The sequence below is a fragment of the Polaromonas sp. P4_F9 genome, assembly GCF_056401235.1.
Genome location: NZ_JBFUJT010000022.1, coordinates 79,635 through 94,038 on the forward strand (window position 1 = coordinate 79,635; position 14,404 = coordinate 94,038).

General features: G+C 60.2%; 13 protein-coding genes and 1 tRNA gene. 11 read left to right on the forward strand and 3 right to left on the reverse strand.

Features of this window, described 5'->3' with window-relative positions; genetic code table 11:
* Positions 1–14: 14 nt before the first annotated feature.
* From rng to AC1DUB_RS19000, 3 genes are read left to right on the forward strand one after another with little or no spacing between them, the layout of a single operon-like run.
* Complete coding sequence (gene rng, locus AC1DUB_RS18990) at positions 15–1,520, forward strand: ribonuclease G (RefSeq protein WP_477730811.1); 1,506 nt, start codon at positions 15–17, stop codon at positions 1,518–1,520.
* Positions 1,517–2,290: a polysaccharide deacetylase family protein gene (locus tag AC1DUB_RS18995; protein ID WP_477730812.1), complete on the forward strand. Its 774-nt coding sequence runs from the start codon at positions 1,517–1,519 to the stop codon at positions 2,288–2,290. The genes rng and AC1DUB_RS18995 overlap by 4 nt, the downstream gene beginning before the upstream one ends.
* Positions 2,287–3,501 carry a glycosyltransferase family 4 protein gene (locus AC1DUB_RS19000; protein WP_477730813.1) on the forward strand — a complete coding sequence of 405 codons (1,215 nt, stop codon included), beginning with the start codon at positions 2,287–2,289 and terminating at the stop codon, positions 3,499–3,501. The genes AC1DUB_RS18995 and AC1DUB_RS19000 overlap by 4 nt, the downstream gene beginning before the upstream one ends.
* 43 nt (positions 3,502–3,544) lie before the next feature.
* On the opposite strand, the gene AC1DUB_RS19005 is transcribed toward AC1DUB_RS19000, so the two are convergent.
* From AC1DUB_RS19005 to AC1DUB_RS19015, 3 genes are all read right to left on the reverse strand, one after another.
* Entirely contained in the window at positions 3,545–4,417 is an 873-nt protein-coding gene (locus AC1DUB_RS19005; RefSeq protein ID WP_477730814.1) for a glycosyltransferase family protein, read from the reverse strand.
* A 66-nt stretch (positions 4,418–4,483) separates the two neighbouring features.
* Positions 4,484–6,202 (reverse strand): lipid A export permease/ATP-binding protein MsbA, encoded by a 1,719-nt coding sequence (gene msbA / locus AC1DUB_RS19010; protein WP_477730815.1) that lies wholly within the window; start codon positions 6,200–6,202, stop codon positions 4,484–4,486.
* A 53-nt stretch (positions 6,203–6,255) separates the two neighbouring features.
* On the reverse strand, positions 6,256–7,551 hold the full coding sequence (locus tag AC1DUB_RS19015; protein WP_477730816.1) for an O-antigen ligase family protein: 1,296 nt from the start codon (positions 7,549–7,551) through the stop codon (positions 6,256–6,258).
* 138 nt (positions 7,552–7,689) lie between these two features.
* Here AC1DUB_RS19015 and AC1DUB_RS19020 point away from each other — a divergent pair, with 138 nt between their 5' ends.
* The 8 genes from AC1DUB_RS19020 (at position 7,690) to AC1DUB_RS19055 (ending at position 14,188) form a co-directional block, all read left to right on the forward strand.
* Positions 7,690–8,460: a glycosyltransferase family 2 protein gene (locus tag AC1DUB_RS19020; protein WP_477730817.1), complete on the forward strand. Its 771-nt coding sequence runs from the start codon at positions 7,690–7,692 to the stop codon at positions 8,458–8,460.
* Positions 8,457–9,299 carry a glycosyltransferase gene (locus AC1DUB_RS19025; RefSeq protein WP_477730818.1) on the forward strand — a complete coding sequence of 281 codons (843 nt, stop codon included), beginning with the start codon at positions 8,457–8,459 and terminating at the stop codon, positions 9,297–9,299. The genes AC1DUB_RS19020 and AC1DUB_RS19025 overlap by 4 nt, the downstream gene beginning before the upstream one ends.
* 13 nt (positions 9,300–9,312) lie before the next feature.
* Complete coding sequence (gene tolB / locus AC1DUB_RS19030) at positions 9,313–10,593, forward strand: Tol-Pal system beta propeller repeat protein TolB (protein ID WP_477730819.1); 1,281 nt, start codon at positions 9,313–9,315, stop codon at positions 10,591–10,593.
* Between the two features lie 50 nt (positions 10,594–10,643).
* Complete coding sequence (gene pal, locus AC1DUB_RS19035) at positions 10,644–11,186, forward strand: peptidoglycan-associated lipoprotein Pal (RefSeq protein ID WP_477730820.1); 543 nt, start codon at positions 10,644–10,646, stop codon at positions 11,184–11,186.
* A 21-nt stretch (positions 11,187–11,207) separates the two neighbouring features.
* A complete protein-coding gene (gene ybgF, locus AC1DUB_RS19040) occupies positions 11,208–11,963 on the forward strand; it encodes a tol-pal system protein YbgF (protein WP_477730821.1) in 756 nt (251 codons plus the stop codon).
* A gap of 80 nt (positions 11,964–12,043) precedes the next feature.
* Entirely contained in the window at positions 12,044–13,168 is a 1,125-nt protein-coding gene (locus AC1DUB_RS19045) for a YeeE/YedE family protein (RefSeq protein ID WP_477730822.1), read from the forward strand.
* Between the two features lie 20 nt (positions 13,169–13,188).
* Positions 13,189–14,034: a tRNA threonylcarbamoyladenosine dehydratase gene (locus tag AC1DUB_RS19050; RefSeq protein WP_477730823.1), complete on the forward strand. Its 846-nt coding sequence runs from the start codon at positions 13,189–13,191 to the stop codon at positions 14,032–14,034.
* A gap of 78 nt (positions 14,035–14,112) precedes the next feature.
* Positions 14,113–14,188: transfer RNA gene (locus AC1DUB_RS19055), tRNA-Lys, on the forward strand.
* Positions 14,189–14,404: the final 216 nt, after the last annotated feature.

The following is a 14,404-nucleotide window of genomic DNA, read 5'->3' on the forward strand; positions in this document are numbered from 1 at the left end:
CTACGATAGAGGCCATGCAACAAGACATACTGATCAACTGGTCGCCCCAGGAAACCCGCGTGGCTGTGGTGGAGCTCGGTGCGGTGCAGGAGTTGCAGGTCGAACGCACGCTGGAGCGCGGCCTGGTTGGCAATGTTTACCTGGGCAAGGTCGCACGCGTGTTGCCGGGCATGCAGTCGGCCTTTATCGACATTGGCCTGGACCGGGCGGCATTTCTGCATGTTGCCGATCTGATGAGCAGCATCAACAGCCGTCATGCAGAGACAGAACTCCAGGCTGCCGGCACCTCGACCTCGGCATCTCCGGCAACGGCAGCCCTTCAGCCCATTGAAAAACAGCTCTTTGAGGGGCAGGCCGTGATGGTCCAGGTTCTCAAGGATCCGATTGGCACCAAGGGCGCGAGGCTGACGGCGCAAATCAGCATCGCCGGCCGCTTGCTGGTTTTTTTGCCGCAGGACAATCACATTGGCGTGTCGCAAAAAATACCCCCGCGCCAGCGCGAGGACCTGCGCCAGCGTGTCCAGGCCCTGACCGGGGACATGGGCGGCGGCTTTATCCTCCGGACCAATGGCGAGGATGCCACCGATGCCGAACTGGGAGAGGACATTGCCTACCTGCGCAAAACCTGGTCGCGCATCAAGGAGGCCTCGCTGCGCCTGCCGCCTGCGTCTGTGCTGCACCAGGACCTCAACCTGCTGCAGCGCGTGTTGCGTGACGTGGTGGTGGAGGGCACGCAAACCATACGCATCGATTCCCGCGAGCAGTTTGACAACCTGAAGGCCTTCGCGGTGGAGTTCATGCCGGCAACCGTGCAAAAGCTTCAGCTTTACAGTGGTGAACGCCCGATTTTTGACCTTTACAACATTGACGAAGACATTGCCAGGGCGCTGGGCCGGCGTGTTGACCTCAAGTCAGGCGGCTACCTGATCATTGACCAGACCGAAGCCCTGACGACCATCGACGTCAATACGGGCGGATTTGTCGGTGCCCGGAATTTTGACGACACCATTTTCAAGACCAACCTGGAAGCCTCGCAGGCGATTGCCCGGCAGCTTCGCCTGCGCAACCTCGGCGGCATTGTGATTGTCGATTTCATTGACATGATCAAGGAAAACCACCGCGATGCGGTGCTGGCCGAGTTCCAGAAACAGCTGGCGCGGGACCGCATCAAGACCGCTGTCAACGGTTTTTCGGCGCTGGGACTGCTGGAAATGACCCGCAAGCGAACACGCGAGTCTCTGGCCCACCAGTTGTGCGAGCCGTGCAGTGCCTGCATGGGAAAAGGCGTGGTCAAGACGGCGCGCAGTGTGGGTTACGACATCCTGCGCGAGATCCTGCGCGAAGCGCGCCAGTTCAACCCGCGGGAATTCAGGGTGGTGGCCTCCCCCAAGGTGATTGAGCTTTTCCTGGACGAGGAAAGCCAGCACCTGGCCGGCCTGAGCGACTTTATCGGCAAGCCCATTTCGCTGCAGGCTGAAGCGGCCATGGCGCAGGAACAGTACGACATCGTTCTGCTATGAGCGCAAGCTTTCCGGCCATCCTGGCAACAGCTTGCACCGCCAACCGCAGGCCCATTCCCATTCTGGTCTATCACCAGATTGCCGAAGCGCCGCCCAAAGGCAGTCCTTTCCGCAGTCTCTATGTGTCGCCCAAGGCGTTTGCCCGGCAAATGGCCTGGCTCAAGCTGCTGGGCTACACCGGCTTGTCCATGAGCGGCTTGCAGCCCTACCTCAGTGGCGAGCGCGACGGCAAGGTCGTTGGCATCACCTTCGACGACGGCTACCAGAACAACCTCACGCATGCCTTGCCGGCGTTGCGCAAACAGGGCTTTTCGTCCACATGCTATGCGGTGAGCGGGCTGCTGGGCAAGACCAATGTGTGGGATGCGGGTTTGGGTATTGCGCAGACGCCGCTGATGAACGAAGCGGAAATACGCCAATGGGTGGCCGCTGGACAGGAGATTGGTTCGCACACGCACCAGCACGTGAATTTGCTGGCGACTGACGAGGCCGGGTGCCGCGTGGAGATGGCGCAGGGAAAAGCCGGGCTTGAATCGGTCATCGGGCAGCCTGTGCGGCATTTTTGTTATCCGTATGGCAGCTACGAGCCCAAGCACGTGGCCATGGCGCGTGAACAGGGCTTTGTGACGGCCACGACCACCGGGCGGAGCCGCTGCCATGCGCAGATGGATCTGTTGCAACTGCCACGGGTGCCCGTGCTTCGCTCGACCAGCCTGCCGGTTTTCTGGCTCAAGATCGCGACCGGCTACGAAGACCGCCGACATCAATGAGCGCGCCTTCCCTGAATCCGGCGGAGCATCCAGGCCCCGCCCGGCAAAAACTGCGCATTGCGGTACTCAACCGGACTTTCTCATCCACCGGTGGCGGCGCGGAGCGCTACTCCATCGCGCTGGTCGAGCAACTGTCCGCCGTGCACGAGATGCATGTGTTTGCTCAGGAAATAGACCACCAGTGGCCGGGCGTTAGCTACCACCGTGTGTCTGCGCCTTTGCGCAAGCCCCGCTGGATCAACCAGCTATGGTTTGCCACGGCCACCTGGTGGGCCACGCGGCGCGGCTTTGATGTGGTGCATTCGCATGAAAATACCTGGCATGGGGATGTCCAGACGGTTCATGTGTTGCCGGTCAAATACAACCTGTTTGATGCGCGCAGCGGCTGGCGCCTGCTGCTGCGGTGGATCAAGGTCGTGACCAGTCCGCGTTTGCTGACCTATCTGGTGCTGGAACGCTTGCGATATGCGGCCCGGCCCGGCCGTCAGGTGGTGGTCACCTCTGCCAGCCTGCAGGCCATCCTGGCCGCCAGCTATCCGGCTTGCAAGGGGATGGTCTCTGTCATCACACCGGGCATCACGATGCCGGCGCAGGCTGTGACGCCCGCGCTCAAGCGGGAGGCGAGGGCGCTGCTGGGCTTGCCGGCCGAAGCTCGCTGTCTGCTGTTCGCAGGCAACGATTACCGCAAAAAAGGTCTGCAGGCCCTGCTGGAGGCGATGGTGCAGTTGCCTTCCGATGTGGTGCTGGCGGTGGTTGGCAACCCGGCGCATATTCCAGCGTTCAGGGCGCAGGCCGAGGCCTTGAAGCTGGGTGCGCGGGTCTTTTTCGTGGGCTCACTGAAGGATGTCGGGCCGGCCTATACAGCGGCCGATTGCCTGGTGCATCCAACACTGGAGGACACCTTTGCTATGGTGGTCCTGGAGGCCATGGCCTATGGCTTGCCGGTAGTTGTCAGCGGACCTCGCTATTGCGGCATTTCCAGCTTGCTGCAGCACGGCATTAACGCCATGATCCTCGAAGACCCGAGGGATGCCAACAATTTGGCGCAGGTCGTTCAGCAGGTGCTCGGCCAGCCACCCCTTCAAGAGCGCCTGGCGCAAGGTGCCACGGAGTTCGCCCGGCATTACCAGTGGCGCGAGATCGCCCTGCAGCAGGAAGCGTTGTATTTTGCGGTGGTTGCCGCCTCGAAAGCTGCCGGCAGCACGCAGTGACAGCGGGTTGGTAACTGCTACTGGTAACTGCTGCCGGCTTGAGTCAGGCCACCAGCTTGAAATGCTTGCGGCTGAAATCCAGTCCGGTCAGCATTTCAATCTGTCGCATGAAGTGGTACTTGTTTTCCTTGGGCGTAGGCTTGTACCCAGGGTCGATGTTCAACACTGGCTCGGCCTCCGTGGCCAGCCATTCCTGTACGGCCAGGGGATGCGTGCCGGTAAATGGTCTGAGGGCACGGCGATCAAACTGGCTGTAGGTGATTTGCGCGGCAGCGTCTTCCCCCCAGTACTTGCTCACCTGGTCGAGTTTTTTCTGCATTTCCTCGTTGCGGCGTATCCAGCCGTAATGGAAGATGTGTGCGTTGGCCAGTGCCGCGCGCGGGTTGCGGCCGCGCTTGTGATCGGTGGTGACCAGCCAGTACTGGCCATCGGGCGCATAACTGCGGATGGTGTTGCGGATCAAACGGCACTCGCGGCGGTACCAGCCCGGGCTGATGGAGATCCAGTCGGGTGAGCCGTAAAAATGAAGGTAGTCAAACACCAGTGCTTCGACGGCGGGGTTGGCGTGATGGCGTTCGACGCTGGCACGTATGGCGGCCAGCTCACCCTCATGCACAACTTCATCGCCCTCCAGGTAGAACGCCCAGTCGCCCGTGCAGGAGTACTGGGCAATCATTTTCTGCTGTGCATAGACGAACCCGCGGTCGGCCATGCGTTCGTTCCACAGGGTCTCGACGATTCGTATCTTGGGGTCAGCAATGGCCCGCACCCGTGCCAGCGTATCGTCGGCACCCTGACCGACCGCCACGACAAATTCATCCACCAGGGGCAGCAGGGAGCGGATGGATGCCTCAAAAGGAAAACCGAGGTCTACGCCGTTGCGTATGAACGTGAAGCCACTGATTGAAACACTCATCTGAATAGACTCTCAGGTATTCGTTGCTCAGGTATTCGTTGGATAGCAGCGCATGGCAACACCTGGCTAGGTATTCTGGAAACCAAGCCGGTAAAGGTGGGCGTAGGCCCCATTCCTGGCCAGAAGCTCCGAATGGGTGCCTGATTCGATCAGGCGCCCAGCCTCCATCATGATGATGCGGTCGGCATGCTGCACCGTGGACAGCCGATGCGCAATGACCAGCGATGTGCGGCTGGCGGTCAGCCGTTTGATCGCTTCCTGCACGGCCAGTTCTGATTCGGTATCCAGCGCCGACGTGGCTTCATCCAGCACGAGAATGGGCGCGTCTTTATAAAGGGCGCGTGCAATCGCCAGCCGCTGGCGCTGGCCACCCGACAGCTGCATGGCATTGTGGCCGAGCATCGTGTCCATGCCTTCGGGCAGTTCGGCCAGCAGCCCGGACAGATTGGCTGCGGCCAGGCATTCGGTCACTCGGGCTCGGTCAACGGGCTGACCCAGCGCGACGTTCACGGCGATGCTGCTGTTGAGCATCACCACATGCTGGCTCACAAATGCAAACTGCGCGCGCAGGGAAGCCAGGTCCCACGCACGAAGGTCCTGGCCATCGAGGTAGATATTGCCCGAACTCATTTCGACAAATCGGGGCAGCAGGTTGACCAGGGTCGTCTTGCCGGAGCCGGATGCGCCCACGATGGCGAGCGTTTCTCCTGCCTTGATGGAAAGGCTGAACTGATCAAGGGCTGGAACGGCATCGGCTTTGTAAACGACGCTGACATTGGAAAACTCGATGTCGCCAAGCGCCCTGGCCTTGACAAACGAGCCGCCGCTTTCGTCAGGCGTCAGATTCATCAGGTCAAGGCCCCGCTCGAGTGCGGCCAATCCGCGGGTCACCGGCGTGGCAGCGTCCGACAGGCTTTTGACGGGCGCAATCAGCAGCAGCATGGCCGTCACAAAGGCCACGAACCCGCCGACGGTTGTCGTATTTTCGGCGCTCTGCAGCAAGGCAATGGAAATAACTGCCGACAGCGCCATCGCGGCCAAAACCTGGGTGATCGCACTCATGCCCGCGTAGGCAGCGGTGGATTTCATCGACAGACGGCGCAGCGAGTTGCTCAGGAGATTGAAGCGGCTGGCCTGGCCTGCCTGCGCGCCATGCAGGCGGACGTCGCGGTGCGCCATGACGTTTTCTTCGACGACATACGCGAGATCATCCGTAGCGGTCTGGCTTTCCTTGGTGAGTCGGTAGAGGCGCCTGGACAGGATCTGGATGACAAACGCCACGGCCGGAAACAGAAGGGCGACCACGAGCATCAACTTCCAGTTCAAATAAACCAGGTAGCCAATCAGTGCCAGCAGTGTCAGCACATCCCGCGCCAGTTTCATGATGGCGTTGATCAATAACGAGGAGCCGTTGAATACCTCATAGACCACGGTATTGGCGATAGCGCTGGAGCTTTGGTCGGCAAACAGGGTGAGCCGCGCACTCAGCAGTTTGTCGAACATGGCCCCGCGCAGCTTGAGCAAGCCGTCATTGGTGACTTTGGCCAGCGCAAACTGGGCCAGAAACCCGGACAGCCCCCGCACGGTGAACAGCAGCATCAGCGCGAGCGGTACCAGCCAGAGGTTAAAGGAGTCCCTCTGGAAGCCACGGTCCAGCAACGGTTTGAGCAGCGCGGGTACAAAGGGCTCGGTTGCCGACGCAACAATGGTCGCGCCGACCGCGAGCGCCCAGCCGGTCCGCGAGCCGCTGAAATAAGGCCAGACGCGCGCAATTCTGCGCCACATGGTTGATTTTTCGGCCACACTGGCGGCTGCTGTGGCGATTGGTGTTGGGGGGCTCACGTCGTCAGCTCGCGTTGGGGCGCGGCAATGACCGGCCCGGCGGCCGGGCTGAGGCCGAGGGCCAGCAGCAAGCCGATCAGGATGCAGAAAAAATCACCAATCAGTGCGTCGTAAATGATGGAATTGAAAAGGCATGCGACCGCCAGTGCGACCAGTGCCGATTGCGCGGCTCGGGCGTACGGTTGTTCCATCTTCAGGCTGTCCCGCAGCACGGAAAGCATGAGGGCAGCCAGCAGGACGAGGCCGGGAATGCCGAGTTGCACGCCCCATTGAAGGTATTCCTGGTGCGGGTTTCCATTGCCCGGGATGTCCTGGTGGGCCGGGTTTTTTGCACGCTGGAGCCGGTTGTATTCGGTGCTCCAGCTACCGATACCCGCCCCCACCACCGGGTGCTGCCCAATGATCTGGGCGGCGCTCAGCCAGAGGCCAAGCCGGATGCCCGATGACGTTTTGATTTGCGGCTGGGTTGCATACGACTCCACCTCGGTCTTGACCATAGTTAGCCGTTCGCGCACCTTGGTTGAGCTGAAAAAAAGAAGCAAGACCAGCAGAAAAGGCAGCAAAACAATGCCGGCCCGGTATTTGCGAGGCAACTCCCACATGATGGCGATGGACAGCAGTGCGATGGCAACCACGTGTCCGCTGCGTCCGCTCAATACAAAAAGCACATTGAACAAGGCGATCACCGCCACGAAAATCGCGAAGTGTCGGCCGAACCGCCCGGGCGCCAGGTCGCGCAAATGCCAGCACAACGCGCCCAGCACCGCCGCCATGATGCCCTGGTCCAGGTAACTCGAGAATACCGCGTACTCTTTCAGCGCCATGTTGGAGGTCGCCCAAGGCACCGGTAAATGGAAAAACAGCATCCATGAACTGGCCACCAGGAGCACCTGGGTCAGCACAAACGCGCCCAGCGCATACATGGCCTCGCGGCGGTCGCGGATGAGAAATATCATCAATGCGATCAGGATGAGCTTGCCATACTTGGCGAGGGAGCCCAACACATCGGCTGGCGGTGCGACTGTCCAGAGCATGCTGATCGCGAACGCGAAAAGTGCCGCCAGCACGGCGATGGGCGTGTACAGGCCGGCTAAAGGCCTGCCCGCTGCGGGCGCTCGCCGCCAGAAGAGCAGCGCAGCGATGCCGCACATCAGCAGCAGGAGTTTGGCAATGCTGATGAGGGCCATCGACAAGCCCACGGCGGCCGACGCCAAGCAGACGATGGCAAGCCTGATGTTGATTGTCTTCTTTGGCAAGATGGTCGCAGGGAGGGCGCGCAGGGATTGCATCATGGGTAGCCCGCATTATCAGTGATTCCATTTCCGTGCCGGGCGGGCGAATCTGCGAGGCGCTCTGCTATGCTTTGCACGCTTCAGGCCGGTCAGTTTTGCTGGCAAATGCGGGCCTGGCTAATTGCATGAAGGTAATCATTGGCAAGCTTGTCCGTCACAGTCATCACCAAAAACGAGGCGCATAACATGGAGGCCTGCCTGCGCTCGGTAATGTTTGCAGACCAGGTGGTGGTACTGGACTCCGGCAGTACCGATGACACCATCGCAATTGCCCGTGCCATGGGTGCGGAGGTCGTGAGCAGCGCTGACTGGCGGGGTTTTGGCATCCAGAAAAACCGGGCACTGGCCCTCGCCAGCTGTGATTGGGTCCTGTCGCTGGATGCCGATGAGCGTGTAACGCCGGAGTTGCAGGCTGAAATCCAGGCAACCCTGAAAGCTCCGTCGTTCGATGTTTATGCGTTGCCCCGGCTGTCAAGCTACTGTGGGCAATACATGCGCCATTCGGGCTGGTACCCCGACCGTGTCACACGCCTGTTTCGCCGGCAGGCGGCGCAGTTTTCGGAGGACCTGGTTCACGAGCGGGTCGTGACCTCCAGCCAGATCGGGCAACTGCGTTCTCCGATGCTCCACGAGAGCTTCAGGAACTTTGAGGCGGTTCTCGACAAGGCCAACCGCTATTCAACCGCCGGTGCCCTGAGCCTGTTCGGCAAAGGCAAGCAGGCCTCGCTGGGCAAGGCGCTTGGGCATGGGCTGTGGGCCTTTGTCAGGACCTACTTCTTACGATGCGGCTTCCTGGATGGCCGGATGGGGCTTGTCCTGGCCATTTCCAACGCGGAGGGCACTTACTACAGGTATTTGAAGCTCTGGCTGCTGCAGCGTGATGGTGGTGCAGCACCTCCTGCGCAATGAAGATCAGTTTTATCGTCCTGACCTACAACCGGACAGATGCCCTGCTGCCTGTGCTGCGGTCCCTGTCCGAACAATGCGATGAGCGGCATGAGGTGTTGATCGCCGATGATGGCTCGCGGCCGGAGCAGGTGGCGATGCTTCATGAGCGCTTGCCGGTTTTCAAATGTCCAGTCCGCCACGTGTGGCATCCCGATGTCGGCTTTACCGCCGCACGGGCCCGCAATCTCGCGGCCCGCCATGCGACAGGGGATTACCTGGTGTTCCTGGATGGTGACTGTGTGCCGAATAAGGCCTTCGTGGCGCAGCACTCCCGCCTTGCCGAGGCGGGTTGCTTTGTGAATGGCAGCCGGGTGCTGCTGAGCCCGGGCCTTACTGCCCAGGTGGTCGATGGCACAATAGATTTGCCGGGTTGTCCGCCTGCTTTCTGGTGGCGCGCGCGTCTGCGGAAGGACTGCAACAAACTGTTGCACCTCGTCGTCTGGCCGTGGCGCTTATTCAGGGTAAAACAAGGCTTTCAGTGGCGCGGCATCCGAAGCTGCAACTTCGGCGTGTGGCAGCGTGATTTCGCCAGTATCAATGGGTTTGATGAGTCGTTTCAAGGCTGGGGCCATGAAGACGCGGACCTGGTTCTGCGGCTCACTCACTTGGGTATTCAAAGAAAAAACGGGTTTATGGCGACAGAAGTTTTTCACCTTTGGCATCGCGAAAACAAGCGAGACCAGGAGTCCGTCAACAAAAACAGGGTATTGCAACGCATGAAAACGGATTTGATCCTGGCTGAAAAAGGGCTACGCGACATTGACCCTGAATCGCCCGTCAAAATAACCCAACTCCATTGATCAAAATTCTTCTATGAGCATCCCATCATCATTGAGCCGTCGTACTGTCATGAGTTTGCTGGCGGCGGGCTTGTCGCCGGCATTTGCACAGTTCCGCGTGGAGGTGTCAGGCGTGGGCCTGACTCAATTACCGATTGCCATCGCCTCTTTCCGGGGCGAGGCGCAGGCACCGCAGAAAATTGGCAGCATTGTCAAGGCCGATCTTGAGCGCAGCGGCATGTTCCGCCCGGTCGACACGGCAGGCATCGTGGCGGACGAAAACACGCGGCCAGACCTCGCAAACTGGCGGCAAAAGGGCGCGGACGCGATGGTGACGGGAAGCGTTTCGCCCCTTGCCGACGGCCGATTTGATGTCCGGCTTCGTCTGTGGGATATCGTGCGGGGCCAGGACCTCGGGGGGCAGAGCTATACCGTGGCCCAGGCTGATTTGCGTCTGTCCGCACACCGGATCTCCGATTTTGTCTATGAAAAACTCACGGGTGAAAAAGGCATCTTCTCGACGCGAATTGCCTATGTGACCAAAACGGCTCAACGCTACAACCTCTGGGTTGCCGATTCGGATGGCGAAGGCGCCCAGTCTGCCCTCACCAGCCCCGAGCCGGTGATCTCGCCCTCATGGTCGCCCAATGGTTCCCAGCTGGCTTATGTTTCCTTCGAATCCCGCAAGCCCGTGATCTATTCGCATGATGTCGCCACCGGAAAGCGGCGCCTGCTTGCCAATTTCAGGGGCTCCAACAGTGCACCTGCCTGGTCACCCGACGGCAAGCAACTGGTTGCCACGCTGAGCCGGGACGGCGGCTCGCAGATCTACGCCATTGGCCTGAGTGGCGGCGACCCCAAGCGCTTAACCCAGTCATCCAGCATTGATACCGAGCCGGCTTATTCGCCCGACGGGCGGTATATTTATTTCGTCAGCGACCGCGGCGGCGCACCACAGATCTACCGCATGAGTCCCGGCGGCGGAAATCCGGAGCGCGTGACGTTCACGGGCAGTTACAACATCTCCCCGGCGATCAGCCCTGATGGGCGTTGGCTGGCTTATGTTTCGAGGGTCGGAGGCGCCTTCAAGCTGCACGTGATGGAACTTGCCAGCGGAACGACCACTCCCATTACCGACACCACGGCCGATGAAAGCCCGAGTTTCGCGCCCAATAGCCGCCTGATTGTGTATGCGACCCAGCAGCAGGGCCGGGAAGCACTGATGACCACGACGCTGGACGGCAAGATCAAGGCCAGGTTATCCGGCGCCGGCGGTGACATCCGTGAGCCCGACTGGGGACCTTTCCAGCGGTGACAGACACTTTTTTTGAATCATCTTTTTTGTTTTTTTTGTAGGGGTACTCCATGAAGCTGAAGCGCGTTCTCTTTTCCATCTTCTCCTCCCTGGCTCTTGCTGCCACGCTGGTGGCCTGCGGCTCCAATGTCAAGCTCAGCGATGTGCCGGTGGAAGACAGGACAGCCAGTGCCAAGCCGTCTGGTGATGCGGGTGCCTCCTCCAGCAGGGGCGTTGCACCGGTGCAAATTGGTGGAACGGATGTGTCGGGCGCGGGGCCTGCCAATACGGCCAGAATTATTTACTTTGATTTCGACAGTTATGTCATCAAACCCGAATTCCAGGGGATTGTTGAGGCCCATGCACGCTATCTGACGGCCAACAAGGCCCGCAAGATGGCCATCGAAGGACACACCGACGAGCGCGGTGGCCGCGAATACAACCTGGCACTGGGGCAGAGACGTTCTGAAGCGGTGCGCCGCGCGCTGGGACTGCTGGGCGTTGCAGATGCCCAGGTGGAGGCCGTGAGCTTTGGCAAGGAAAAACCTGTCGCTATGGGCTCGGACGAAGAATCCATGGCCAAGAATCGCCGCGCCGAGATCAACTACCGCTAAGCCGGCATCACTATTGTGATCATGTTCAGATTTGCCGCGGCTGCTGCTGCCTGCCTGCTGGCCTTCAATGCGCAGGCCGCTCTTTTCGAAGACGATGAGGCACGCAGGGCCATCCTGGATTTGCGGCAAAAAGTCGACGCTTCGCAGCAGCGCACGGCTGATGACCTGCGCAGGGCCAATGACGACAATGCCCAGCTGCGCCGCAGCCTGCTCGAGCTTTCCAACCAGATCGAGGCCTTGCGCAACGAGATGGCCGGCATGCGCGGACAGAACGAGAGGCTGGCTCGTGACCTTGCCGATATTCAGCGCAACCAGAAGGACATTACGCAGGGCGTTGACGAGCGGCTGCGAAAGTTTGAGCCCACCAAGATCGCTGTGGACGGCAAGGAGTTTGTGGCGGAGCCGGCTGAAAAGCAGGAGTTCGAGGCGGCGCTTGCCACCTTGCGCAAAGGTGACTTTGCTGCCGCTCAAACCAGTTTTGTGGCCTTCATGAAGCGCTACCCGCAAAGTGGCTACAGCTCATCTTCGCTGTTCTGGCTGGGTAATGCCCAGTACGCCCTGCGCAACTATCGCGACGCGGTGGCCAACTTCCGCACTCTGGTGACGCTCGAACCCGGACACATGCGTGCGCCGGAAGCGCTGTTGTCGATGGCCAATTGCCAGGTGGAACTCAAGGACGTCAAGTCTGCCCGCAAAACGCTGGAAGACCTCGTAAAGACCTATCCACAATCTGAAGCGGCCTCGGTCGCCAAAGAGCGTCTGGCCCGGCTCAAGTAGCCCTGAGTTGCCTCAAGCTGTCTCGCGCAGCTCCACGGACGAAGATCCGGCGGTTTTTCATTCCCACTTAAAATTCGGGAATGGATATTTCCGGATCAGCCGCGCTCAACACCCTCACCACCCAGGTTCTTTGGTCTGGTTTTCTCCTCTCGATGGTTTTTGGCGCTATTGCGCAGCGTACCCATTTTTGCACCATGGGCGCTGTCAGCGACATCGTGAACATGGGGGACTGGACGCGCATGCGCATGTGGGGCATGGCGATCGGTGTAGCCATGATTGGCTTTTTCGGCATGGCGGCCGCAGGCCTCATTGATCCGGCCAAAACCCTGTACGCGTCCAACCGCTTCATCTGGTTTTCCGCGCTCGTCGGTGGTGCCATGTTCGGTTTTGGCATGGCGCTGTCTTCCGGATGCGGCAGCAAGACGCTGGTGCGCATCGGAGGGGGCAGTCTCAAATCACTGGTGGTTTTTGCCGTGATGGGCATCGCCGCATTTGCCACGCTCAAAGGCATTACCGCTGTAGTTCGCGTGGCCACGCTAGACCGGGTAGCCGTCGAGTTCACCGCCAACGCTTCGGCTCCCAGCTGGGTGGCCAGTGCGTTCGGTGTGGCGCCGGCTGCGGCCGGCCTCGGGCTGGCCTTGCTGATTGGCGTGAGCCTGATTGTCTGGGCCTTGTGCGGCGCGGATTTTCGCCGCCTCGACCCGCTGTTGGGCGGTTTGGGCATCGGTGCCGTCATCGTCGGCATGTGGTGGATCAGCGGCAGCCTGGGTTATGTAGCCGAGCATCCTGAAACCCTGCAGGAGGCTTTTATCGCCACCAACTCCGGCAGGGCGGAAGCCATGAGCTTTGTTTCGCCAGTGGCTTACACACTGGACTGGTTCATGTTTTTCAGCGACAAAAGCAAGGTCCTCACGCTGGGCATTGTGTCGGTGTTCGGTGTCGTGGCGGGCTCTGCCGTGTATTCGCTGTTCTCACGCAACTTCCGCTGGGAAGGTTTCCGTGATGTGCAGGACACCGCCAACCATCTCGCAGGCGCCGCATTGATGGGGGTGGGCGGCGTGTGTGCCATGGGCTGCACCGTCGGGCAGGGCCTGTCGGGAATCTCCACCCTGAGCGCCACCAGTTTCGTCGCGCTCGCTGCCATATTGGCCGGCTGCGCAGCCGGATTGAAGTACCAGATCTGGCAGCTTGAGCGTTCCCTGTAAAACCAATCCCGAACAGCACCATGACGACATCCGGCGCAGAGCTGTTTCCGCCCGACCTGGAGCGACGCTTTGGCGGTCTCGCGCGGCTGTACGGCGCGGCGGGCGCCCGGCGCATCCGGGAAGCGCATATTGTGGTGGTGGGCGTGGGCGGGGTGGGCTCGTGGGCCGCTGAAGCTGCTGCCCGCAGCGGTGTGGCCCGCATCACCCTGATTGATTTGGACCACATTGCCGAATCCAACATCAACCGCCAGGTGCACGCGCTCGACAACACACTGGGGCAGGCCAAAGTGCAGGCGATGCGCGAGCGCATCGCCTCCATCCATCCGGCTTGCCGGGTGGACTGCATTGAGGAGTTTGTCGATGAAGGCAATTGGCCCGGCCTCCTTGCGTTGGACAGCGGATTTGACGGCAAGCAGCTGGCCGTTATCGACGCATGTGATCAGGTGAGGGCCAAAACAGCCATGGCCGCATGGGCCATCAGGAATCGGATCACCCTGATCAGTGTGGGCGCCGCAGGCGGCAAGCGGCTCGCCCACCGTGTCGACATTGAAGACCTGTCGCTGGTCACACACGACCCCTTGCTGGCGCAGTTGCGCTACCGCTTGCGCAAGCAGCATGGTGCCCCCCGTCAGGGAAAGATCGGCGTGGCCTGCGTTTTCAGTCGTGAGCCGGTGCTGCAGCCTGCAGCCGTGAGCGCGTTGAATGAACAGGAAAACAGCGAAGCAGAAGCGCTGGCACCGCAATGCGAGGCACCCGAGCAGAGCGATGGCAGCCTCAATTGCCATGGTTATGGATCGGTCGTCAGCGTCACATCCACCTTCGGGTTTTGTGCAACCGGCTGGGTACTTGGCAAAATTGCTGAGTAGTTTGCAAAGAGCTAAAAAATGACGCTATAATTTGAGGCTGTTCTGCACTAAACGCAGTACGACCCGGGAGAAATCCTTGGGGCCTTAGCTCAGTTGGTAGAGCAGCGGACTTTTAATCCGTTTGTCGTGGGTTCGACCCCCGCAGGCCCCACCAAATACGCCTTACAGGCACTAAAAAGCCCGCTACTGAAAAGATAGCGGGCTTTTTTATTCATGCTCTGGTGACGGTCTGGCGACACTATTTCTCGCTTGAGTGAACATGTCACCTGGCTTCAGTGCCTGGATGCACAATTCGAATTTACAGCTGCTCCCTGCAATCAAATTTCCACGAATTGATCGCCTTGCGCCTTAAGTTTCTTATGTGGAGCGC